Origin of the sequence: Klebsiella electrica (assembly GCF_006711645.1) — a bacterium.
GTDB classification, from domain to species: Bacteria; Pseudomonadota; Gammaproteobacteria; order Enterobacterales; family Enterobacteriaceae; genus Klebsiella; species Klebsiella electrica.
In genome coordinates, this window is the sequence record NZ_CP041247.1 from 3932505 (window position 1) to 3955576 (window position 23072).

At 54.1% G+C, this 23072-nt stretch carries 24 protein-coding genes and 1 pseudogene; 9 read left to right on the top strand and 16 right to left on the bottom strand.

What is annotated here, in order from left to right; genetic code table 11:
• Positions 1-92: 92 nt before the first annotated feature.
• From cadA to cadC, 3 genes are all read right to left on the bottom strand, one after another.
• Positions 93-2240 carry a lysine decarboxylase CadA gene (gene cadA / locus Electrica_RS18800; RefSeq protein WP_141965164.1) on the bottom strand — a complete coding sequence of 716 codons (2148 nt, stop codon included), beginning with the start codon at positions 2238-2240 and terminating at the stop codon, positions 93-95.
• Positions 2241-2321: 81 nt separating this feature from the next.
• Positions 2322-3659: a cadaverine/lysine antiporter gene (gene cadB / locus Electrica_RS18805; RefSeq protein ID WP_141965165.1), complete on the bottom strand. Its 1338-nt coding sequence runs from the start codon at positions 3657-3659 to the stop codon at positions 2322-2324.
• A 364-nt stretch (positions 3660-4023) separates the two neighbouring features.
• Positions 4024-5556: a lysine decarboxylation/transport transcriptional activator CadC gene (gene cadC / locus Electrica_RS18815; protein ID WP_131047561.1), complete on the bottom strand. Its 1533-nt coding sequence runs from the start codon at positions 5554-5556 to the stop codon at positions 4024-4026.
• A gap of 33 nt (positions 5557-5589) precedes the next feature.
• On the opposite strand from cadC, the gene Electrica_RS18820 reads away from it, so the two are divergent.
• On the top strand, positions 5590-5883 hold the full coding sequence (locus Electrica_RS18820) for a hypothetical protein (RefSeq protein ID WP_141965166.1): 294 nt from the start codon (positions 5590-5592) through the stop codon (positions 5881-5883).
• Here the strand turns inward: Electrica_RS18820 and Electrica_RS18825 are convergent.
• Complete coding sequence (locus Electrica_RS18825; protein ID WP_131047559.1) at positions 5880-6518, bottom strand: CatB-related O-acetyltransferase; 639 nt, start codon at positions 6516-6518, stop codon at positions 5880-5882. The genes Electrica_RS18820 and Electrica_RS18825 overlap by 4 nt on opposite strands.
• A gap of 254 nt (positions 6519-6772) precedes the next feature.
• Between Electrica_RS18825 and Electrica_RS28470 the strand changes: the two genes are divergently transcribed.
• Complete coding sequence (locus Electrica_RS28470; RefSeq protein WP_165457116.1) at positions 6773-6928, top strand: hypothetical protein; 156 nt, start codon at positions 6773-6775, stop codon at positions 6926-6928.
• Between the two features lie 211 nt (positions 6929-7139).
• On the opposite strand, the gene Electrica_RS28475 is transcribed toward Electrica_RS28470, so the two are convergent.
• A complete protein-coding gene (locus Electrica_RS28475) occupies positions 7140-7292 on the bottom strand; it encodes a hypothetical protein (RefSeq protein ID WP_167686211.1) in 153 nt (50 codons plus the stop codon).
• 371 nt (positions 7293-7663) lie between these two features.
• Between Electrica_RS28475 and Electrica_RS18830 the strand changes: the two genes are divergently transcribed.
• The gene (locus Electrica_RS18830; protein WP_100686003.1) at positions 7664-8530 is read left to right on the top strand and encodes a GNAT family N-acetyltransferase; all 867 of its coding nucleotides are present in this window, start codon (positions 7664-7666) and stop codon (positions 8528-8530) included.
• Between the two features lie 109 nt (positions 8531-8639).
• Here Electrica_RS18830 and Electrica_RS28960 read toward each other — a convergent pair whose 3' ends face one another.
• Complete coding sequence (locus Electrica_RS28960; protein WP_224742492.1) at positions 8640-8804, bottom strand: YnfU family zinc-binding protein; 165 nt, start codon at positions 8802-8804, stop codon at positions 8640-8642.
• A gap of 284 nt (positions 8805-9088) precedes the next feature.
• Between Electrica_RS28960 and Electrica_RS18835 the strand changes: the two genes are divergently transcribed.
• Positions 9089-9361 carry a hypothetical protein gene (locus tag Electrica_RS18835; RefSeq protein ID WP_100686002.1) on the top strand — a complete coding sequence of 91 codons (273 nt, stop codon included), beginning with the start codon at positions 9089-9091 and terminating at the stop codon, positions 9359-9361.
• Positions 9362-9370: 9 nt separating this feature from the next.
• Here Electrica_RS18835 and Electrica_RS18840 read toward each other — a convergent pair whose 3' ends face one another.
• The 3 genes from Electrica_RS18840 to ymcF form a co-directional block, all read right to left on the bottom strand.
• Positions 9371-9583 (bottom strand): hypothetical protein, encoded by a 213-nt coding sequence (locus Electrica_RS18840; protein WP_004858906.1) that lies wholly within the window; start codon positions 9581-9583, stop codon positions 9371-9373.
• Between the two features lie 141 nt (positions 9584-9724).
• The gene (locus tag Electrica_RS18845) at positions 9725-9955 is read right to left on the bottom strand and encodes a hypothetical protein (protein WP_100686001.1); all 231 of its coding nucleotides are present in this window, start codon (positions 9953-9955) and stop codon (positions 9725-9727) included.
• 88 nt (positions 9956-10043) lie between these two features.
• Positions 10044-10232 carry a cold shock small protein YmcF gene (gene ymcF / locus Electrica_RS18850; RefSeq protein ID WP_100686000.1) on the bottom strand — a complete coding sequence of 63 codons (189 nt, stop codon included), beginning with the start codon at positions 10230-10232 and terminating at the stop codon, positions 10044-10046.
• 804 nt (positions 10233-11036) lie between these two features.
• On the opposite strand from ymcF, the gene Electrica_RS29370 reads away from it, so the two are divergent.
• Positions 11037-11150 (top strand): YnaM/YnfT family protein, encoded by a 114-nt coding sequence (locus Electrica_RS29370; protein ID WP_407081239.1) that lies wholly within the window; start codon positions 11037-11039, stop codon positions 11148-11150.
• Positions 11151-11338: 188 nt separating this feature from the next.
• On the opposite strand, the gene Electrica_RS18855 is transcribed toward Electrica_RS29370, so the two are convergent.
• Complete coding sequence (locus tag Electrica_RS18855) at positions 11339-12625, bottom strand: citrate synthase (RefSeq protein ID WP_100685998.1); 1287 nt, start codon at positions 12623-12625, stop codon at positions 11339-11341.
• Between the two features lie 172 nt (positions 12626-12797).
• Between Electrica_RS18855 and Electrica_RS18860 the strand changes: the two genes are divergently transcribed.
• The gene (locus tag Electrica_RS18860) at positions 12798-13148 is read left to right on the top strand and encodes a DUF1304 domain-containing protein (protein WP_100685997.1); all 351 of its coding nucleotides are present in this window, start codon (positions 12798-12800) and stop codon (positions 13146-13148) included.
• A 137-nt stretch (positions 13149-13285) separates the two neighbouring features.
• Here Electrica_RS18860 and Electrica_RS18865 read toward each other — a convergent pair whose 3' ends face one another.
• The gene (locus tag Electrica_RS18865; protein WP_141965167.1) at positions 13286-14500 is read right to left on the bottom strand and encodes an MFS transporter; all 1215 of its coding nucleotides are present in this window, start codon (positions 14498-14500) and stop codon (positions 13286-13288) included.
• Positions 14501-14933: 433 nt separating this feature from the next.
• Between Electrica_RS18865 and lldD the strand changes: the two genes are divergently transcribed.
• Positions 14934-16112: an FMN-dependent L-lactate dehydrogenase LldD gene (lldD, locus tag Electrica_RS18870; protein ID WP_100685995.1), complete on the top strand. Its 1179-nt coding sequence runs from the start codon at positions 14934-14936 to the stop codon at positions 16110-16112.
• Positions 16113-16327: 215 nt separating this feature from the next.
• Here lldD and Electrica_RS18875 read toward each other — a convergent pair whose 3' ends face one another.
• Positions 16328-17500 (bottom strand): MFS transporter, encoded by a 1173-nt coding sequence (locus Electrica_RS18875; protein WP_141965168.1) that lies wholly within the window; start codon positions 17498-17500, stop codon positions 16328-16330.
• Positions 17497-18690, bottom strand: a complete 1194-nt coding sequence (locus Electrica_RS18880) for a serine hydrolase domain-containing protein (RefSeq protein ID WP_141965169.1) — start codon at positions 18688-18690, stop codon at positions 17497-17499. The genes Electrica_RS18875 and Electrica_RS18880 overlap by 4 nt, the downstream gene beginning before the upstream one ends.
• Before the next feature lie 115 nt (positions 18691-18805).
• On the opposite strand from Electrica_RS18880, the gene Electrica_RS18885 reads away from it, so the two are divergent.
• Both Electrica_RS18885 and rsxA read left to right on the top strand, forming a co-directional pair.
• Positions 18806-19705 carry a LysR family transcriptional regulator gene (locus tag Electrica_RS18885; RefSeq protein WP_141965170.1) on the top strand — a complete coding sequence of 300 codons (900 nt, stop codon included), beginning with the start codon at positions 18806-18808 and terminating at the stop codon, positions 19703-19705.
• Between the two features lie 165 nt (positions 19706-19870).
• Positions 19871-20380, top strand: a pseudogene (rsxA, locus tag Electrica_RS18890) (electron transport complex subunit RsxA); the annotation flags it as partial.
• Positions 20381-20400: 20 nt separating this feature from the next.
• Here the strand turns inward: rsxA and tnpC are convergent.
• From tnpC to tnpA, 3 genes are read right to left on the bottom strand one after another with little or no spacing between them, the layout of a single operon-like run.
• Entirely contained in the window at positions 20401-21957 is a 1557-nt protein-coding gene (gene tnpC, locus Electrica_RS18895) for an IS66 family transposase (protein WP_141965172.1), read from the bottom strand.
• 19 nt (positions 21958-21976) lie between these two features.
• On the bottom strand, positions 21977-22324 hold the full coding sequence (gene tnpB / locus Electrica_RS18900; RefSeq protein ID WP_141964154.1) for an IS66 family insertion sequence element accessory protein TnpB: 348 nt from the start codon (positions 22322-22324) through the stop codon (positions 21977-21979).
• Positions 22321-22995, bottom strand: coding sequence for an IS66-like element accessory protein TnpA (gene tnpA, locus Electrica_RS18905; RefSeq protein WP_141964153.1), 675 nt, complete (start codon positions 22993-22995; stop codon positions 22321-22323). Before tnpA ends, tnpB begins: the two co-directional genes overlap by 4 nt.
• Positions 22996-23072 lie beyond the last annotated feature (77 nt).

Sequence of the window (23072 nt, forward strand, 5' to 3'; positions counted from 1 at the left end):
ACGGGCCGACATGCGGATCGTAGGCCGGGTAAGCGCAGCGCCACCCGGCAATGAAAAAAGGGAAGTGGCCCGCCACTTCCCAGGAGCTTCAATTACTTGTTGTTTTCTTCTTTCAGCACTTTCACGGTGTAGCGACCATCCGCCTGACGATAAGCGCCGTGGATATCGGTTTCGAAGCCCGGATAGTGGGCACCGATTTCGCACAGCATCTGCAGGAACTCCAGTACCGGACGACTCTCTTCGGTGATCATTTCTCCCGGCATAACCAGCGGCACTCCCGGAGGATACGGCAGGATCATGTTGGCGTTGACGCGCCCCACCATCTCTTCGAGATACACCTCTTCGGTCTGACCGTGCAGCTCTTTCTGGAACGCGGCATACGGCGTGATCATCATGGTCGGCAGCACTTCGAAAGCGCGGAACATCAGCTCCGGCAGGTTATGATGCGTAATCAGTTTGTGAATGTTCTGCGCCAGTTCCTGCACACGCATGTTTTCGTAGAATTCAGGATCTTCGCGGTACAGCGACGGCAGCATGTTTTTCACGCGCAGGTTCAGGTCGAAGGCACGTTTAAAATCGGTCAGCGCACGCAGCAGGCTCAGCGCTTTGGTTTTGTCGATACCGATACTGAACAGGAACAGCAGGTTGTACGGACCGGTTTTCTCCACCACGATGCCGTGTTCGTCGAGATACTTCGCCACGATGCTTGCCGGAATACCGAACTCATCCATGGTGCCGTCTTTCTTCATCCCCGGCGTCAGCAGCGTGACTTTGATCGGGTCGAGGTACATGTGTTCGTTATCGATGTTTTTGAAACCGTGCCATGCGCTATCGGAACGCAGCGGCCAGCATTCCGGGCCATCGATATGTTCCGGCTGCCAGACGTCGAAGAACCAGCCTTCGGATTCGCCTTTCAGACGTTTGATCTCTTTACGAAACTTAATGGAACGTTCGATAGAGCCATCGATCAGCCGCTTGCCGGCATTGCCTTTCATCATCGCCGCGGCGGTTTCAGTCGAGGCGACCACGCCGTAGTGTGGAGAGGTGGTGGTGTGCATCATGTAGGCTTCGTTAAAGGTCTCTTCGTTGACAGCGCCTTTAACGTGAATCATCGAAGCCTGAGAAAACGCCGCCAGCAGTTTGTGCGTGGACTGGGTTTCATAAATCACTTTCCCTTCCACGCGATCGCCGCTCATCCCGCATTTACCGGCATAGATTGGCGAGAAGTTGGTGTAAGGCACCCACGCGGAGTCAAAGTGGATAGATTTCACATCCAGCGTTTTCTTGATGAAGTCGGTGTTATACAGCAGACCATCGTAGGTGGAATTGGTGATCACCGCGTGTACCGGCCAGGTGGCGTTCGGCGTCTCTTTTACCCGTTTGGCGATAGTGGCGTGCTGAAATTCACTCTGCGGAATACCGCCGAGGATGCCGTAAGCGTTACGGGTCGGACGGAAGTAGATTGGCGTAATGTCGCTCATCATCATCAGGTGAGTCAGCGATTTGTGGCAGTTACGGTCAATCAGTACGGTGCTGCCAGCTGGTGCGGAGTACATGCCGACGATTTTGTTCGCCGTTGAGGTGCCGTTGGTCACCATGTAACTGCGTTCGGCGTTAAAGACGCGCGCAATATACTCTTCCGCTTCTTTATGCGGGCCGCTGTGGTCCAGCAGGGAACCCAGTTCAGAAACGGAAATCGAGATATCGGATTTCATGGTGTTTGAACCAAAGAAATCATAGAAGATGCTGCCGACCGGGCTTTTCTGGAAGGCGGTCCCGCCCATATGGCCTGGGGTACAGAAGGTGTATTTACCTTCACGCACATATTTGAACAGCGCTTTGGTCAGCGGCGGCAAAATGGTATCGATGTATTCATCGGTGTTCTGTCTGATTTTATCGGCGATGTCATCGGCGGCCCCCAGCGCATATTCGAAGAAGCGTACCTGCATCCGCAGATCGTTGAGGCTGACGTCCAGCGTGGAGTAGGTGTTAGCGAAAGCATACAGCGGCATATATTCGTTCAGCTTGCTGATCTCTTCGCACAGTTCGAGATTGTATTTATCCCAGTCGAAGATCACCCCGCACAGACGGGCATTGTTTTCGATCAGTTTCAGTAAATCTTCGCGGTCGTTCGGATAGACAATACGGAAGTCCAGGCGTTCAAGGGCGCGATGCAGTTCACGGATGGGTTCTTCTTTGAAGTAGACACCCATGTGATTCATGATTGCGATAACGTTCATAGTCAAATCTCCAGATAAAGAAAGCCCCTCCCGCCACGTTGTGACAGGTGATGGAAGGAGCCTCAGGAATAGGGTTGCTGATTAATGCGCGCTGGCGGTGTTGCTATCAGCGGAGTTGTCGTTGTTCTGACGCTGGTGCATTTTGCGGCCGTAGAACATCAGGATAATCAGGCTGACGATAAAGGTACCGGCCAGTTCGAAGGAGCTTGCTCCCATCAGGGCGATGAAGCAGAACGCGCAGCCCAGTACGGAGCAAATCAGGCTGACGAAGTTGCGTACATTGATGCCTTCGAAGCGAATCAGGTCAACACAGGAGTAGAAGTAAGGCAGCATGGTCAGCAGGACGGCGATACCGGTCAATTCACCGAACAGGTCGGAAGCTTTACCGCCGGTGGAGTTCATCAGGGTAATCAGCACCATCAGCGCAGTCATTTTCACCGCAGCCAGCAGCAGACCTTTTTTCGGAATACCGTTGTTATCCACTTCACCGTACACTTTCGGGAAGTTACCGTCGTTAGCGGCACGTACGCCGGCCTGGCCCACCAGCATCATCCAGGAGCCGAGAGACGTCAGGCAGGCAAAGGCGGTGAAGGCCGACACTACCGGCGCAGCCCAGCCGCCGAGAATGGTCGAGGCGCTGATCGCGAACGGCGCACCGGAGGCGGCCATCTGCGAGGCAGGATACATACCGGCGATAACCTGCGTCGCGGCGATGTAGACGATACCGGCCATCGCGGTGCCCAACATGGTAGCCAACGGCACGGTACGTTGCGGGTTTTTCACCATCCCGGTACTGACGGCGGCGGATTCTACCCCGACGAAGGCCCACAGGCAGAGCAGGATACTTTTGATGACCGCGTGGCTGTCCGTGGTTCTGGAGGTGTTCCAGTTCGCCTGATAGGTTGCGGCATCAAACCAGTGCCAGCCGACCACTGCGGTCATGACGACCGGAATAAGCACCAGCACCAGGCCAATCGTCGTCAGACGGCTAACCCAGGTCCCGCCGAGCATATTCACGAAGGTAAATATCCATACGATGGCAATACAGGCAATGCCTGCCGGCACCGGGTTATTTAAAATTGGGAAGAACGTTGATAAATAAGAGACGGCGGTAATCCCGATGGCCAGATTACCGATCCAGTTGGCGTGATAATAAAGGACACCGGTCTGGAAACCGAACGCCGGAGATAGTTCACCCGCGTAGGCAATAGGGCCACCCTGCTGCGGATTTTTGGTCGCCAGCCGGGCATAAACATAAGCCAGAGACATCGCGCCAATAATAGAAATCACCCACCCCCATATGGCAATACCACCGATACTAGCGAGGTTTGCAGGTAATAATGCAATACCGCTCCCCATCATATTACCGGCTACGACACCGGTACAGGCAAATAGCCCGATCTTCTTGGCAGAACTCATGCTTTCTTTTCTCCTGAGTTTATTTTGCGGTACAGATCATGATGATGAAACTTTTATTGACCCGACCAACTGCCAACCAGATTACGGATTAGTACGCGATAAGTCCTAAAGATAAAGTGAAATAACTACAAACATCAGACAAATGATATTTTGACCTTTTTCAATTAACATATCAGGATGACATGTTGATATCATAAAAAGATAAACACTGTTTATTTACAAGTAGTTACGTTAAAGAGCGTGTGTTGATTTTGTGTTGCACCCCGCGATTTACGCGTTAAACACATATAACAATCAGGGTGCTCATGAGAAACATAAAATTAACCTCACCACGCGCAATATCCTGAGTATGGTGAGGGTTTATTTATTCTGAAGAGAGGAAGTTATCGAGGTAAGGTACAACGCGGGTGACGGAAGTCTGGAAGACCGCATTTTCAATCCAGTAAAAGGTGTTCTCGCCCGGACGTAAATTAAATGCCGTCAGATAAGCATCGGCCGCTTCCCGGTTCTCTCCTTTCATCTCGTAGACTTTACCCAGCAGCACGTAATTCATCCACGACATCTCAAGATCGATTCCGGTATTAATCGCGTTATACGCTTCATCGACTTTGCCCTGGCCCAGCAAATCCACTGTTTTAATTTGGTAAAAGACCGCCGTATCTTTGATCCCCGGCATATCGCCGACCCGGGAGATTTCAGCGTACAGCGCGCCGAGCTGCTCTTTATTTAACGGCTGTTGCGAATGACGTAATACATCCACCAGCGTTTTTTCCGCATAGGCATAAGAAAACTCGGGCGAGTCTTTAATCACATCATCAAGCAGCGCGCTGGCCTTACCTAATGAATCGACATCGCCGTTCATTAATAACTGATGCGACTCGTAGAAATGCGTCAGCGCCGTACTGTGCGATGGTTGATACTGTTTCAGCATCGTCTGCATACGTTCCGACCACGGCTGCTTTAAGGCCTCCGATAAGCTGTTCAGCAGATCGTTTTGGATCGCCAGTTGGTTGTCGCTGGTGATGAAATAACGTTTATCCATCATGGTTGAACCGTCGGCATTATCCACCATCTGCACAGACATAAAGCACTGCTGCGCGCGATAGTGCCGCTGATTGACGAACTCAATCGTCAGCGTTTTACCTGAACTGCTCGGCTCATTAATGTTGTAGTTGGTTTTGTCGTGCACCATAAAGGTCGAGAAGCTGTTGAGCGACGTGGTCACCAGGCTGCCTAAGCCCACCGCATACGAGTGCTGCGATACCCAGTTGGTGCAGGAATTACCTTTCAGCAGGTGGATATCGATATCGCGCGGGTTCAGCAGCAAGCGCGCTTTATTCACCGGTGGCCGCGATTCGATCGTCGACAGCGCAACCAGGGCCACGCAGCTCCCCAGCGCCAGCAGGAACAGCACCCATACCCAAAAGGTCGTGATACGTCGGCGCTTCTCCGGTTTTACGACCGGCGCCTGGCCTTGCTCAACCCCGGCGACCGAGAGCGCCAGGGTCGTCAGCTCAGGCGTTGCTACGGGGAGCGCGGACGGGATCGCCATCGCCGGTTCTTCCCCCTCTTCCGTACACCAGATCACCGGCACCGTAAGCTTATAGCCGCGCTTTGGTACCGTCGCAATATATTCTGGGCTACTATCGTTGCCATCTTTCAACGATTTACGTAGCTCGGAAATACTCTGCGTGACGACATGGCTGGTCACCACGTTACGTGTCCAGACATTATCAATAAGCTCGTCCCTGCTGAGCACTTCACCAGGATGACGGGCAAAGAAGACCAACAGATCGATTAAGCGCGGTTCAAGAGTAAGCTGACGCCCCTTCCGACTGATTTGGTTAACAGAGGGTGTAACCAGCCATTCTCCCACGCGAACAACAGGTTGTTGCATAAAAAGAGCCCGAAACGAAAAGGGAAAGGCGCGATGATAGCACATTCCCCCGCCCTGTTTATGATAGGGGTCATTACCTTGATCGCGTTATATCATTCTGCACTTATTTCTAATATCCAGTTTTTACCTCTAAACAAAACCGGCAATACTTTATTAACATCTGCACTATTTTTTCCCAAAAATCGCCTGCTGCATCATTGGCCGCGGTACTCTCGCCGATTAAAAGAGGCTTTCTTCGGCGGCGGTAAAGCCGGTTATCTGGACTCCCCCGCCGTCGCCGCGCAGCAGATCCGCAAACCCCACATGGCGCGCTTGCCGCCAAGTTAACGGCGCTCCTGCCGATGCCGTGCCACCGCCTGTTCCAGCGCGCTAATATCCGGGCTCGACAGCAGCGGTTGCAGAGTCAACAGCGTCTCTTCCTCTAATTCATAGAGCTTCAGCTTCAGCAGCCGCGCAATGTCGGGCTCAGGAAAACGGTGCTTGATAAAAGTGGCCGGATTTCCGCCTACCACACTATAGGGCGGTACGTCTTTGGTGACCACCGCACCCGCCGCCACCACGGCGCCCTCGCCAATCGTGACGCCCGGCATAATCATCGCCCGCATGCCAATCCAGCAGCCATCCTGCAGCACGGTATCGCCACGATGCTGGTAGGCTTCGTTGACGCACGATACAAACGGATAGAGGCTGACCCAGTCCATCCGATGCGTACTGTTGCCGCCCATCAGGATCACCACTTCCGGCGCGATGCAGACGAAATTGCCAATAAAGAGCTTATCGACATGGCCTAAGGGCTCCCACCCTTCGCTAACGGCATCGCCGTGCAGGTAGCGCACCACGCAACGTTCAAACCCGCGATCCCAGCAGTCGCTGTAGTAGCTGTGACTGCCGCGGATGATCACATTAGGGTTGGTTACCGTCTGGTGCAGGCGTTCGGTGATTGACCAGTGTTTATTGGCCATCGAGGCATTCCTTCTTGCGTTAATATATCCACTTGCTGACCCGTCATCATAAGCCGGAAAAACCTAATACCGGAGCAAGCGCTGCCGGTATCATGATGGCTGACTCCGGAAATATTTTGTTGAGAATAAACTGACAGACATTATGTTTATTTACTCGCGCCGCCATTATCCATAATTAAACAAAATAGCTCCACCCCCGATCATATTCTTAATGATAAAAACGGGCCGTTTCTCCCACTCTGCCAGGTTTTTCTGTGTCCAGACTTGTCATTCTCCCTTTGCCGTTGACGCTGGCCTCCCGCGCGGGATATTTTTCGCCGCTGCCACAAGAGACGCAAGGTGACGATACCGCCCGCTGTGGCTGCCGGAGTCGTCACCACGTGATTATCGGCGACAGGAGGAACGCGTAATGAGTAAGCGCTCGCCACCGGACTCTTCGCCTCTCCTGCCGCCAGCGATAAAATTATGCAGGCTGTAGGTAGGGTGGTGGAGAAGGACTCGATCCCAGGCCAAAGACGATACGCCACCATCGACATCTGCCCGGCGATAAGCTCTTCTGCCGTCCGCCCTGGCGCTGCGCCATCTCATCAAACCGCTGGCGCTCTTTCATCGGTTCCGGCCTTAGCGACGGGCGGGGGTCACATCGAGAATCGCGGCGATGACCTCATCACTGTTGTTACCATTGAGACCGGGTAGACACTTCCGCCCCGGCGTCAGCAGATAAAGCGGACGGCGCGATTCACGATGCTGAGTTGCATCGATTAAACTTTTCATTATTTAAGCTGGCAGCTTAACTATTCGCAATGCGAAATATATTTTCAAGTTTGTACTGAGTGAAAAAGGTGAGAGTTAATAGAAATTAAATCTCAGCGCGAATAAGTTTTACCGGTGAGACTGATATCGGAAAATGAGGCCGCAAAAATGATAGCGGTCGCGGGCCATCGCTCAGCGCATTCGTCGGCCGCCTCCCCTTCCGGCCCGGCGTACTGTGACCGAGCCAACGTCCTGAGAAACCGCTGACGGGACAAACTGTACAAACATCAGGAAAAGTTCATACTCAACGCTATAAATGAGCCAATATTTTTGCTATTAAACTGGTAGTCGCCATGTCGGGTCTCAGAACTTATAAAAAGGAATACAGGCCAATGAAATACAAATTAGTCAAGCAGGTTGTCCATGATGATGTGTTAAGAAACAGCTTCATTAATTTGGCAATTAAGACCTTCGACCTCTCTTTTAAAGAGTGGTACAAAAAAGGCTACTGGAGCGAGTCCTATATTCCTTATGCATTTGTCGAACATAATAAAGTCATTGCCAATGCGTCGGCTAACATTATCGATCTGATGTGGCAGGGGCAGCCGCGGCGCTATATCCAGATTGGGACCGTGATGACCGCCACCGATCATCGCGAGAAGGGGCTGGCCAGCCAGCTGATTAACCATATTCTGGCTGACTGGCAGGAGCAGGCCGACGGTATTTTTCTCTTCGCGAACTCCACAACCGTTGATTTCTATCCCAAATTCGGCTTTGAACAAACCGACGAGTACCAGTACGCCCTGCCGGTTACGCCTGTCGCCGGAGATTTTCGCAAGCTGGATATGGACAAAGAGAGCGATGTGAATATCCTCAAATACTATTATCAGAAATCCAACCCATTTTCTCGCCTCTCGGCACGCAATAACTTCGGCCTGTTGATGTTCTACTGCTCGGCGTTTATGAAGCACTTCGTCTATTATTCGGAGAATAATAATGCCGTGGCGATCGCCATGCAAAACGATCATGCCCTGCTCTGTTTTGATATTTTCTGTGACAGCGAGAGTTCGCTGACGAAGATCGTGAATGAACTTGCGGCGCAGCATACCCGCCAGGTTATTTTAGGCTTTACCCCTACGGAAGATCGCGTGGGCGAATACGAAAAGATTGAAATTGATGATTTTCTTTTCATCTATACGGCAAAAGAAAATATCTTTAAGGAACGTAAGCTCATGTTCCCGACGCTCTCGCATGCCTGAATCGGCCGGGCACCTTGCGACTGGCCGAAGTCCGTTCTGACACTGAAGTCCGGGCGGCAACCACATCCGTCACGACCCCGCCAGGGGCGTGACGGGAGAGGTGAAAACATTATTTAGTGACGATAAACATCGACTTGCAGCGCGGACACAATAATGCCGCGCCATGCTTTATTTTGTTAACAGGCTGCCGTGACTTATGCCCGCATTCCGGACAGGTTACCGTGGTCTCAGAGGTGGAACTCAAGCGCTTCATTGCGTTGTCGAAGAATGACATAGATCTTACCCGCTGAATGAATGTGGTCTATCATACCACTAGCCGATTGAAAAACATACAGCACTAAACATACCGGGAAATGGCCATCGTGGGTAATTTATCGCGGTTTTAATCGCTATGTTTCAGGGGTTTTCACTAAAAACAGCCCAATCGCCCTATTAAATGCAGAAAACCCGATAAAAATAAGATAAATAGCATGAGTCTTAATTTAACTCTAATATGATGAATGAGATATGGTAATGTTCATTCATATCGAATGATTACAGACAAACAAGAGATAAGAAATGACTGGAAACTCAACAATTCACGCTCAAAATTGTCGTACCGATATCGGGATTGGAAAACAAATCACCGCCAGCGTAAAAGGTTATGTCAATGGGCATCTCTATATGATTGATATCACCGTTCATCCTGTTGAGATCACATTTGATTTTGGCGACGAAAAAATTATGCGCGGGTCTTATTTTAGCTCTAAGAATCAGGAGATGGTATGGGCGGCGGAAAGCAAAGAGCTGACCATCTCCGATGAAAAAGGATCTTTCACAATAGCCTTTTAATGCTCAGGCTCAATGTCGATAAAACGTGCCGTCGCTATGCCCTGAGCCAATACGACCCGCCTCAATTAAAATTTCATCGATAACATCTTCCAGACACGCTGAACCATGATTCTCACAAATCATATGAACCTGCTTCAATATTTCCTCCTGGGACATCTCTCCGCGTAAAGCGGAGGTCAGCATGACCGATGCCCAGCGGCGAACTTCCGGGTGCGTAATCATACAACTTTACCTCAGCTAGCAACACACGCCTTTAAATTATAGGCGCTCACAGGATCTTAACCGGTTAAATCATGCTGTCGCCCCTGTCGGCGCGGCATAAAGCCTGACTCATCTTGCCGCCGGCCACCGGTCATCGCCGCGCTATGACAACAGTTTTCCCGCCGCGTGTTGAATCTCGGCTGATGTTAAATCGCGATCGGAGGCAACGTGCACAATACGATGATCGCCCGTCAAGGAAGGAAATTCCGCAGACATGATCTGCAGCTGTTTTTGTTCGCCGTCAGGATACTCACGTAATATTGTTGTTACGCCCGGTACTATCTTTGCGACAACCGCCGGTAATGCATTGAAAAAAACGATGACTTTCTTCATGAGTCTACCACCTGGCTGCAAGCATAATGCTGGCTATGCCATGCATTACGGGATGAAAAAAGAAAAGGCCCCGTCCGGGGCCCTTGCGTTATTTCTGACACGTCATTGTCGCCGTGCCGCTGGAAATGTAAGGAGCAATATTATCAAATGTAACCATTGATGTTTTACAAAAGATACATTTTGCGCCAAAGGGATTTTTTTCCGTCACATCGTAATGCGATGTTCTGTATTGTGACCCATGACAACACGGGCATCTGAAATGAATGTATTCAGTCATGATGTTAACCTTTATGTGTGACAACATTCACTACCGCAGGGACCACAGGTGATACTCTGCTGAAAACCGATCGCTGGTTTTCAAGGTTAGTGCAGAAATCACCGTACTGAACAGCAGGCAAAGAATACGCTTTCTTTTGCGACCATTCTCTGCATGATTAACCTGAGGTTTTTCACCGGCTTAATCATGACTTATTGTAGTGATTGTCTGAGATATGTTGTTCGTTTTTTTAATTTGCCCCAAGGGCATCTCTGGCCTGCAAAAAAACTTATCGAAGAGAAAAATACCCAAAAGGAGATATCAGAAGATAAATGTGATGAGAAAATTCCAGAAACTACTGCAGATAATTTTTAAGACTCAAACCGTTGAAGTCATTAACGCATGTAGGCCAGCAATTAGCAAGCATTATTTTTTTACCGTTTTTTTACCGTATTTTTTGCCGATAAAACTATGCACATACTTACCGTTACTGACAACTTAATCAGTAACTTATTCCTGCTGCCACCCCATTGCCTACTTATTTTTTGGTCTTCGGTCTGTCCCGGGAATGTTTATGACAGCAAAATAGATTCTTGACGGGAACTTTATCCAGCGACCGCCGGTCAGAGCGATTATCAGGAACGCTGGTCCGCTCATTATCAGGGGCAGTGCACCTGCAGGACTGCGGAAAAACCCAGAGGCAGACAGCGCTGGTCCGCCGGAGACCCACTCTTACCGATGCGATTAATGCCCTGGAAGAGCGTTTTCGATTGTAAAAAAATATAACCGACACAGATTAACCACACCGAAGGTCACACTATGTTGATGACAGTATTCATTTATCTCGGAATTATCGGTTCCGTCGCCGCGCTGGCTTTATTTTCTCTGTCCCTGCTGTGGATTGCCGTTTCAAATAATCCGGATAACACAGATATATAAACTTCATCTCCATTTAATCTTCCTGTAAAGGCCAGCGCCTCTGCGCTTTCGCTTGCGCGGATATTCTGAAACGCGCCACTGGCGGTGTTTCAGGTAGCATAGCGACGCCTCTTCGGCTAACCGCACCGGGTCCTGCCTCGCCAGTGGAAAGTCCGGCAATGGCTTTCATCGCCGGACTAGGCATGTCCTTATTTTATCCCGCGACGCGAAACGTAATCCCGCGCCGCTTCTCCGGTGTAAATCTGCCGTGGGCGGTAAATCTTCAGCGGCGACTCGTGCATTTCGTTCCAGTGCGCGACCCAACCCAGCGTGCGTCCCACCGCGGTCATGACGACAAACATCGACGAAGGGAGTCCCATCGCCTTCAGGATCACGGCGGTATAGAAATCAACGCTCGGCGAAAGTCCATTCTCAACAAAGTAAGGATCGTGGAGCGCCACCTCTTCCAGAGCCATTGCCACCTGAAGCAGCCGATCCGACATGCCCAGCTCCGCCAGCACTTTATGGCAGGTTTCGCGCAGAATGGCCGCCCGGGGATCGAGATATTTGTAGCGCGAGTTGCCAAAGCCCAGCCGACGGAAAGCCAGGGGATCCCTTTTTACCTTGCTGATAAACGCCGGGACCTGTTCGACGCTCTCAATATCCCCCAGCATTTGCATACTGGCCTCGTTGGCGCCGCCGTGCATTGGCCCCCACATCGACGCCAGACCGGCCGCCACGCAGGCGAAGAGATTCGCTCCGGAGGAGCCGGCCGCTCGTACCGTGGTGGTCGACGCGCACTGCCCGTGATCGGCATGGAGCACCATAATCTGGTTCAACGCCTGTTCGATAACCGGGTTCACCTGGTACTTTTCCGCAGGAATCGCAAACAGCATATGCAGGAAATTCCCGGCGTAAGAGAGGTCATTTCTCGGGTAGACCGAGGGTTGCTCGATGGAAAACTTATAGCTCATCGCCGCAAGCGTCGGCATTTTGGAAAGCAAGCGGGTGGCGGCCAGCGCACGATGCTCGGGATTTTCGACGTCCAGCACATCGTGATAGAAAGCGGCCAGCGCGCCCACCATGGCACACATCAGCGCCATCGGATGGGAGTCGCGACGAAATCCGCTGCACATTTTCGACATCTGCTCATGCACCAGGGTGTGGCGGGTAATTTTTTCCCGGAAGGCCTGATAGCTCTCCTCATCGGGCGCCTCTCCGTGCAGCATAATGTACGCCACTTCCAGAAATTCACACTGCCTGGCAAGCTGATCCACCGGGTAGCCACGGTGCAGCAGGACGCTATTCTCAGTATCGATATAGGAAATGGCCGACTCACACCCGGCGGTATTGCTGAAGCCCGGATCAAAACTGCACATTCCTGAATTCGCGAGCGCGCGGAGATCAATACCGAGGTGACCCAGCGTCCCGGACACCGTATTCAGAGGGATGGCCTCTTGTCCATCCAAAGAAAGTATTAACGGTTTCGTTCCCATCCTGTAAATTCCCCTCAACAGCCAGCGCATGATCACCCTGGAGACATTCTCCAGGCCGAATTTCCAACATAGCCAGGGTGATGCGGCTATTCTTTGATATAAACGGTAAAACACGCGATAAAAAGCGGGTTTTACCTGGGTTCCCTGTGCTCTAACCTGAATAAGGACTACCGTGTTAGCCAATACGCTTATTTTTATCGTCGCCGCCATCCATATCTACATTCTGATCCTGGAAATGTTTTTGTGGGAGAGTAAGACCGGACGCAAAGCATTCAGCCTCAGTGCAAACTTTGCCCGCGAGACCCGGGTGATGGCAGCCAATCAGGGCCTGTATAACGGTTTTCTGGCCGCCGGTTTGCTGTGGGGACTCTGGAGTGCGCAGAGCGGGTTTGAGTTTAAAGCGTTCTTTCTGATCTGCGTGATCATTGCCGGACTGTTCGGCGCCGCAACCGCCAGTCGGAAAATACTGTATGTGCAGGCTCTCCCGGCAACGGTGGCGCTGATAGCGCTGTACGTCAGCTAGCGCTGACGCCAGCAAAGCGCGCCGACCGCCCTTGACGGCGCCGGGATGCGGGTCGCTCCCCCGGCGCGAAAGGACAGGTCAGGATTGATGCCGCCCGGAGACGGAACAGCGCCCGCACGGGCTCGCCGCTTCCGGGATCAATCGTATGACCGGGTGGGCGTGACTATCGATGTGCAGAGCGTCGGCGCATTACGCCACCAGATAATCAGCGCCGCCAGGGCGATAACGCTCAGGACGCTGAAGGCCGCGGCAAACGAGTAATGACCGGCAATCATCCCTGTCAGCGCCGGGCTCATGGCCGCGCCAGCTCCCTGCATCAGCATCACCACGCTCTGGCCGGCATTGACGTGCCCGCTTCCGCGCAGCAGCGCCACAATGAAACTCGGCACCACCACGCCCAGCACACCGGCCGCTAAGCCATCCAGTATTTGTACCGGCACCATCATCAACGGTGCCGCAGTGCTTGCCGCCAGCGCCGCGCGGACCGGCATAATCAGCAGAGCCAGCATAATCAATCGCCAGTATCCATATTTATCGATTCGTCCGGCGGTCCAGATTGCCACCGGGATCATGACCGCCTGAGAAATAATCACCGTGGCCGCAGCGTACAGCCCGGGGTTGATGGCGCCGGGAGCGGAGGCAATTCGCATGCTGAGCATCGGCAGCAGCGCCGCATTCGCCAGATGAAACAGCAGCAGCGTCAATCCGGTAATCAACAGCGCGGTGTTTTTGGTCAGTACCGAGAAGTCGGGGATCTGTGGGGTATCCGTCAACTCCAGCCCTCGCGCCGCCTGGTTATCGATATCGCCGCGGCGTATAGCCAGCAAGGCAACAAGGGTTAATAACATCGTACAGGCCATTAAGATGAAAATACCGCCAATCCCCCAGCGCCAGGCGATCCCTCCGGCAATCAATGCCGTGGCGAAATTTCCCGCGTGGTTGAAGGCCTCATTTTTGCCCATCTGTGCACTGAAGCCGTTTTGCCCCGTCAGACCCAGCGTAATGCCGGTGATAAGCGGGCCGACAAAAGCCGCGCATATGCCGCTGACGATTTGCGAGAGTGCGACAACGCCGTTTCCCTGACTGAACCAGAGCAAAAGTGTGCTCCCGGTAATGATGACGCAGAGCAGCGCCAGCATCAGACGCTTGTTCTGCGAAGCGTCGGTGATGAACCCTGCGGGCAGCGTCGCCAGCAATCCTGCCATGCCGCCGGCGGTCATCAGTAAACCGATATCATCCGGTTGCCAGTGATGCTGGGTCAGAAAAATGCCGAGAAAAGGTCCCAGTCCGTCACGAACATCGGCAATAAAAAAACTCGTCAGACACAATGCCTGTAATGAACGCAGAGTCATATTTTCTACCCTTTAGCCTGTTTGCACCGCTTCATGCACGAAAACGTTCAAACCAGCATATTCCTGAAGAATTAATATAATGAGGACTCTCATTATTGTCCTCATTAACGTCATTGTTAAACAACCCGATAAAGGGTCACCATTCATTATGGGTAGTGAAATTGAAAGTAAGATGTCGTCCGGACAATACACAATCGTAGAGTAAAACCCAAGAGCGAGATTGTTATTTCACTAGCAAATATTGCTGTCAACGAATGAACGCATTTTCACCAGAAATATTTCATCAGGAAAATCAACAGCGTTAAAAAAAACAGGTTATTCCCTTTCTGCATGACCGGGATTCTAAAATTTCATTTTCCCCCTCATTTTATTGGGCCTATAGTCTTTCTGCTTGCAGAACATAAACTTAGTTAAGACCCATAAGGAAAGAAAAATGATCGTTTCAGCACCCGCCGATTATCGTGAGGCCGCCCGTCATCGTCTTCCTCGATTTCTGTTTGATTATATTGACGGCGGCGCGGTAGCAGAAAATACCATGCACGCGAACTCAACTGAACTCGCCTCAATTGCGCTGCGTCAGCGGGTGCTTTGCGGTGTTGGCGACCCGACGCTGACGACGAATATCCTTGGAACGTCATGGGCAATGCCGGTCGCGCTGGGCCCTGTCGGAGCCACTGGCATGTACGCACGGCGCGGTGAAGTCAAAGCGGCGCGCGCCGCAACCGACGCTGGCATCCCGTATACTCTTTCCACGGTATCGGTATGCCCGATTGAAGAAGTTGCACAGCATGCCTCCGGTGAACTCTGGTCACAGCTGTACGTACTTAAAGATCGCGGTTACATGCGCAATGCCCTCGAACGCTCGTGGGCCGCAGGGATGAAAACGTTGGTTTTCACCGTCGATATGCCCATCCCCGGCTCGCGCTATCGCGATAATCGCTCGGGGATGTCCGGACCGCGCGCCACCCTGAGACAATACCTGCAGGCCTGTACCCATCCCCGCTGGGCCATAGACGTTGGGCTGGCTGGCAGACCCCTGTCGTTTGGCAACATTGAAGCCTACACCGGACACAAGATGACGATGGACGACTATATGGGGTTTATAAGCAATAACTTCGACCCCTCCATTGCATGGCACGATCTGGAGTGGATACGCGACAGCTGGAAAGGGAAGTTGATTATCAAGGGCATCCTTGACCCTGAGGATGCAAAGAATGCCGTCCGTCTGGGCGCTGATGGCATCGTGGTTTCTAACCACGGGGGCCGGCAGCTTGATGGCGCAATCCCAACGGCCAGGGCGCTGCCCCGGGTGGTGGATGCCATCGGCGATGACCTCACGGTTCTGGTCGATTCCGGGGTGCGTTCCGGGGTGGACGTTATCCGGATGCTTGCCCTTGGCGCGAAAGGGGTACTGCTGGGACGTTCATATATTTATGCGCTGGCGACGGCAGGAGAAGCTGGCGTTGCACACCTGCTGCGCCTGTATGCTGAAGATATGAAGGTGACGATGACTCTGACAGGCGCAGCATCACCGGCGGATATTCGCGCTGACTGCCTCGACCGTTTAGAGAAAGAGATGGCGCAGCTAGCCAGGACGCATTCCGGACAATAAACGGTGCATGAGAGCCACGCGACCAGACCGGCGCTAAGCTTAGCGCGGCTGGTCGCCCGCTAATTTATCATCTGGAAACGACAATAGTGGCTGATTTATGCGACTTTCATCATGGCATCGTATTGATCCAGGTCTCGTTTATGGCACATGAGGGATATCTGCGCGGATAAAGTGAGCGGTTTTACACCGTCAGGATGCCGCGCTTCTCTCCTGTCTCATGCCGCTGAAGCGGGGAAACCGTGACGCCTGGCAGACCACGCCACCAGGAGCGTAGCCAGCAACAGCACCAGCAGCGCAGGAGAGAATGCCTCTACGCCGAGACTCTCTAACAGCAAGCCGCCAACAGTCCCGCCGCAGGCAATCGCCGCATTCCAGGCGGTAACCAGCATGGACTGCGCCATATCGGCAGCCTCGCCCGCACTTCTCGCCAGCGCGGTCTGAAACAAGGTCGCCGCCCCGCCGAAAGCCACACCCCACATCACTACCGCCGCGTAGACCGCGATGGGATCGCCGCCCGCTATCCCCAGCAGCCATGCCGCCAGGCCGAATAAGACCGTGCTTGCCAGGGTCAGCGCGCGCAGGTACCGGTCGATCAGCACGCCGACAACCCAGATGCTGAATAGCGAGGTCATGCCAAAAACCAGCAGCACCACATCGGTGCGCTCCGCCATTCCCGCCCTCATCAGAAATGGCGCAATGTAGGTATAAAGGATGTTATGCGCAAGAACGAAGGCCAGCACGACGAACAACACCGGGCGAATCCCCGGCAGGCTGAACACCTGGCGCAACGAGAAACGTTTGCCCGCGGGCTGCCCCGCAAAGTCCGGCACTCTCAGTCTCACCCAGACCATCAGCATTAGCGCCATCAGGCTCATGATGGCAAAGCACATGCGCCATCCCAGCAAATTGCCGAGCAAAGTACCGGCAGGTACGCCCAGCGACAGCGCCAGCGGTGTACCCACCATCGCGATAGCGATGGCGCGGCCCTTCTGAGCGTCAGGCACCATCCGCGCCGCATAGCCCGCCAGCAGCGCCCATAGTAGCCCCGCCGACACGCCTGCCAGGAAACGTGCCACTATGGTCAGCGCATAGCTGGCGGAGAGCGTCGTCACCAGGTTGGCGATAGCGAAACCCGCGATGGCGGCCAGCAGCAACGGCCGGCGACGGACGCCTTGAGTGGCGGCGGTCAGCGGAATGGCGGCCACCAGAGAGCCGATGGCATAGACAGTGACCGTCTGGCCGACCCATGCTTCACTGACGGCCAGGCCTTGCGCCATTTGGGGCAACAGGCCAGCCGGCAGCGCTTCGGTCAGAATGGTAATGAAAGCCGCCATCGCAAGCGCCAGCAGCGATGCGACGGGCATAGGTTCCTGCATCGTCGAATTCATCGCTCAGCCCCCGGAGCGCCGTAGACCGCATCGCGCAGATCGGTGACGAAGCGCCCCGACATGCCTTCATACAGGGTGTTGGTGAAAGCGACGACGCTAAGCCCCTGCGCGCGATCCACGAACCATGAGTGGCCATAGGCGCCTCCCCAACGCCAGGTGCCTTCTGATTCAGGTGAGGCGGCCAGAGTCGGATCGCGCAGAACCGAAAATCCCAGCCCAAAGCCGAAGCCCGGTACATTGGGCAGCGCCATATTCGTTGTCCGCTCGCGCGCCATTTCCGCAATCAGTTCGTTGGGCAAAATCGCCCCCTGCCCCTGACGCAGGGCTTCCAGCAGGCGCATAAAGTCTTCGGCCGTTCCCGCCATGCCCGCGCCGCCCGAAGGAAATGCCTGCGGATTGAAGATGCGCTGAGGACTGTAGCGAATACCGACCACCCCGTCGAAGGGCGAAACGATTTCCCCTTCCGCCAGCGGGTGCGGCTGAGGTTCATCGTTCACGTAAGCGGTCGCTACGCGCTGCGCATCCCGCGCGATAAAGCCGGTATCCGCCATGGCCAACGGGCCGGTCACGAGCTGATGTACGGCGATATCAAGCGGTTCGCCATACACCCGTTCGATCAAGGCCCCCAGCACATCGGTTGCCAGTGAATAGCCCCAGCTCGTACCTGGCTCGTACAGCAACGGCACGCTGGCGATACGGCGCAGGTTCTCCGCAAGGCTAATACCGGACATATCCATACCGTCCGACACGCCGGCCCGCGCATAGGGCCCCCGGGTATCCGTCTCGAAGAAGCGATAGCCCAGCCCTGCGGTGTGGCTCAGCAATTGCCATACGGCGATCCGCGCAGGCTGGCCGTCGGCTAACCGTGGTCTGAACTCGGGCAACCAGCGTTCGAGAGCGTCATCCAGATTGAGCCGACCTTGAGCCACCAGCACCAGCGCCGCCGTTGAGACGATGGTCTTGCTCACCGATGCCAGACGGAAGATAGCATCCGTGGTCATTGCCCGACGGCTTTCGCTGTCGGCCCAGCCAGCGGCCTGGCGGTGAAGAAGCACGCCGTCGCGGGCGACCAGGACCACGGCGCCGACCAGACGGCGTTCATCCAGCGCCTTCTGAACAGCGGCCTGAATGCGGGCGGACAGATGTGCAAGCGGGACGCCTGCGTGCAGAGACAAGGCGGGAACAGACATGGGCAACTCCTTTCATCAGTGAACATTCCCGCATGATAGAAACGCAGCTATTAAAGAAAAAGTAGGGTACAGTTCCGTTCTTAGCGGAACTATTTGTCCGCAATGGAGGTATGAAGTGGACAACCTGAATGGCTTCGTCGTGTTCGTCCGGGTCGCCGAGACACGCAGCTTCGTCGCGGCCAGTCGGCTGCTGGGCGTGTCGGCATCCGCCATCGGCAAAAGCGTGGCGAGGCTGGAAGAGAAGCTTGGCGTGCGCCTGTTTCACCGCAGCACGCGCAGCATCACCCTGACGGCCGAGGGAACGCTGTTCCTGGAGCGCAGCCGACGTATCCTTGCCGAGATCGAAGCCGCGGAAATGGAGTTGTCGCAGGCGACGGCCGCGCCGCGGGGCCGGTTACGGATCAGCCTGCCCCTGGTCAGCTCGCTGGTGTTACCGGTGCTTGGCGAGTTCATGCGCGAATACCCGGCCATTGAGCTGGATCTGGACTTCACCGATCGGCTGGTCGAGGTGATCGAAGAGGGGTTCGACGTGGTGGTCAGAACGGGAGATCCGACGGACTCGCGCCTGTCCGCGCGGAAGCTGGGCACCTTCCGCTCGATGCTGGTCGCCTCGCCCGATTATCTGGCGCGACGAGGTATACCCGAAGTGCCCGCCGATCTGCTAGAGCACACCTGCCTGCACTACCGCTTTCCCAACAGCGGCAAGCTGGAGCCGTGGGCGCTGCGGCAAGCGCCGGGAGAAGCCGATCTGCAGCTCCCCACCTCAATGATCTGCAACAATATTGAGACGCGGGTGTGCTTTGCGCTTCAGGGCCTGGGAATCGCCTGTCTGCCGGAATTCTCGATCAGAGAACCGCTGGCAGATGGACGGTTGCGCACCATTCTGGCCGATCGCGTGGAGCGTACTGGCGTCTTCTACGTGCTCTGGCCCGCCAGCAGGCATCCCTCGCCTAAAATTCGGGCGATGGTCGATTTCCTCTGTGCGCGGGTATTTCCGTCATCTGAAAGCAGATAATCCGCTCACTGAGCTTTCGGCGGCTGATGACGCGGTGAGACGAGCCACAATGCAAATCTCACCATCGGCGACAAAATCCAGGTTCCCTTAAATTTTTCATGGTCGATACCAGAAAGGATAATCAGTATTATGTAAGCAAATATGTCAAAAAACACGAGCTTACCCATGCAAGAATTCGGCATACTCTTTATCAGCGCGGTACTGGTTAACAATTTTGTCCTGTCCCGCTTCCTTGGGCTATGCCCGTTTATGGGGGCCTCAGGGAAACCGGAGATGGCAACAGGAATGTCGTTTGCGACAACCTTCGTCCTGACGCTGGTCAGCGCACTGGCATGGTTTTTTGATAACTATCTGCTGGTGCCCTACGAACTGACCTATCTCCGCGTGATGGTCTATATTTTTGCCAGCGCGGTTGTGGTTCAGCTCACAGAGACTATTATCCGAAAAACCAGCCCAGCCCTGTATCGTCTGTTAGGTATCTTCCTGCCACTGATCACCACCAACTGCGCAGTTCTGGCAGTGCCGCTCATCAACATTACTCAGAACAACGGATTCCTTCTTTCTACGTTCTATGGCTTCAGCGCCGCCTTTGGTTTCTCACTCGTACTGGTGCTCTTCTCGTCGCTTCGCGATCGTCTGAAAGCCGCGAATGTGCCGGCCCCTGTAAGCGCCTCGTGAAGGACGTGGGGTAAAAATTAGTTTACAGAGAGGGTGACGTTCCAGGGCAACAGATCTTTCACGCGGTTGGCAGGCCAGGTATTGATGACACTGATCACGTGGTGCAGCCAGGCCTCCGGCTCGATGCCGTTGAGTTTGCAGCTTCCGAGCAGGCTGTACATCACTGCCGCACTGTCATCACCACTATCAGAGCCGAAGAACATGTAGTTACGCCGTCCCAGCGCCACCACTCGAAGTGCGTTTTCGCACAGATTATTGTCGATCTCCACCCAGCCATTGCGGCAGTATTCGTTCAGTGCATCCCATTGTTTCAGCAGGTATGCGAACGCTTTCGCCGTATCTGAGTAACGCGACAGCGTGCCCATCTGCTGTTGTATCCAGTCGTACAGCGACTGCATCAGCGGAACACTTCTGGCTTTCCTGGCTGTCAGTCGCTCTTCTGCCGGACTACCGCGGATCTCCGATTCGATGGCGTACAGCGCCCCGATACGGTTCAGCGCCTCTGCTGTTACCGCCGTTGGATGGCGAACGTGAACATCGTGGAGCTTGCGTCGGGCATGTGCCATACAGGCCGCTTCGGTTACCCGCCCGCTTTCATAAAGAGCGTTGTAACCCGCGTAGGCATCGGCCTGCAGGATACCACTGTAGTCCGCCAGATGTTGCTGTGGATGGATACCTTTGCGGTCGGGAGAGTAGGAGAACCACACGGCAGCCGGCATGGTTGAGCCGGCGTTACGATCGTCACGAACATAGACCCACAGCCGCCCGGTACGGGTTTTACCCTGACCAGGCTCCAGTACACTCACCGGCGTGTCGTCTGCATGCACTTTACCCGGCATCAGCACATAGTGGTTCAGTTCATCATACAGCGGACGAAGTTGTTCTCCCATAATGTCAACCCAGCGCCCCATCGTATTGCGGCTCAGCTCCACGCCCTGCCGGGCGTAGATTTCCGACTGACGATACAGCGGCAGGTGTTCAGCGAACTTCGCCATGATAATGCGTGCCAGCAGAGCCGGACTGGCGTAACTGCGCTCGATGGGTTTTGGTGGCAGTGGTGCCTGCACGATGCAGTCGCACCGACTGCAGGCCAGTTTTGGGCGGACCGTTTCGATTACCCTGAACGCAGTGTTGATGATATCCAGCTGTTCAGAGATGCTTTCCCCCAGCGGTTTTAGTTTGCCGCTGCAGACCGGGCATTCGGTTTCTGCCGGGGAGATAACCCGCCTGTCACGGGGGAGTGTTACCGGAAGCGCTTTGCGGGCGGGAGTGTCTGATGTTTTTGATCCCGTATCTCCGGCCATTGAGGTGAGTTGCGACTGCGCCTCGCCAAGCCTGTTCTGGAGCTCGGTTATGCGCTTTTCTGCCTGCGCGATCTTCTTTTCTATCTTCTCGCGGTTTTTCTCGCTGCTGCGGCCGAACAACATTCTCTGCAGTTTAGCGACCAGCGCCCTGAGTGAGTCGATCTCGCGGGCATAGCCGGTTATTTCACCGGACAGACGGACGATAACCGCCTGCTGTGCGATCAGCAGGGCCTTCAGTTGCTCGATGTCGTCGGGGAGTGTGTTGTTCATTCCCCTGTTTTATCACGGGTTATATCCGTATACCAGGCCGTTCCGTCCGTTTTGGATGTTGCCACGCGATCCCCTCCAGAAGCATGGACAACTGGGCGGGTGTCAGATGCACTTTCCCGTCGCGGGTCACCGGCCACACGAAGCGGCCCTGCTCGAGGCGTTTGGCGAACAGGCACAACCCGTCACGATCGGCCCACAGTATTTTCACCATTTTGCCACTGCGGCCCCGGAAGACGAAGATATGCCCGGAGAACGGGTCATCTTTCAGCGTATTCTGCACCTTCGAAGCCAGCCCGTTGAAGCCACAACGCATATCTGTGACGCCAGCGATGATCCAGATTCTGGTACCGGTTGGCAGAGTTATCATCGGGCACCGCCTTTCATTTCGCGGATTAGCGCCCGTAACAGTTCCGGAGTGAGAGGGTCAAACAGTTTTACCACACCTGATTTAAGATGCAGCTCGCACCGTGGGACGTTTTCGGGATCGCACTCAGGGCACTCATCAGGCTTGTTACGCCAGAAGGGATTTGTAACTGGTCTGATCGGCTCTGGCGTATCAGTCAGTGCCACCGGGACAGGCATGCATTCCTGTATATCATCATCGCTCAGTAAGCCGTCCTCGTACTGGCTTTTCCATTTAAACAGCAGGTTATCATTGATATCGTGCTCTCTGGCGATCCGGGCAACAACAGCACCGGGTTGTAATGCCTGCTTAGCCAGACTGACCTTAAATTCACGGCTGTAGCTGGCTCGCCGTTCTTTTCGCCATTTTTCCTCGCTGATTTCAGGGCGAGTGGATTCATTTTTTCTGTTGGCATAAAGGATGGCGTCAAGCTGAGCGAATGAGACTGAATCGGGCAATGGCCATGCGATACCGGATGCAATAAAGCGCTGAAAAAGCGTATGTATTGTGGAATGACTGAGACCGAGGCGCTGAGCGATGGCCCGGATGGTCAGTTTATCTTCAAATCTTAAACGCAGGGCATCAGGCAAATAAGAACGGAAGCAGGGAATATCTTTTGTTGTCTGGGAATTCATCGTTCGTGTCCATCAAAATAGATGGGCGCGATTGTTGCCAGACAGGACAATTTTCACAAGACGTCGCAGATGGGGCG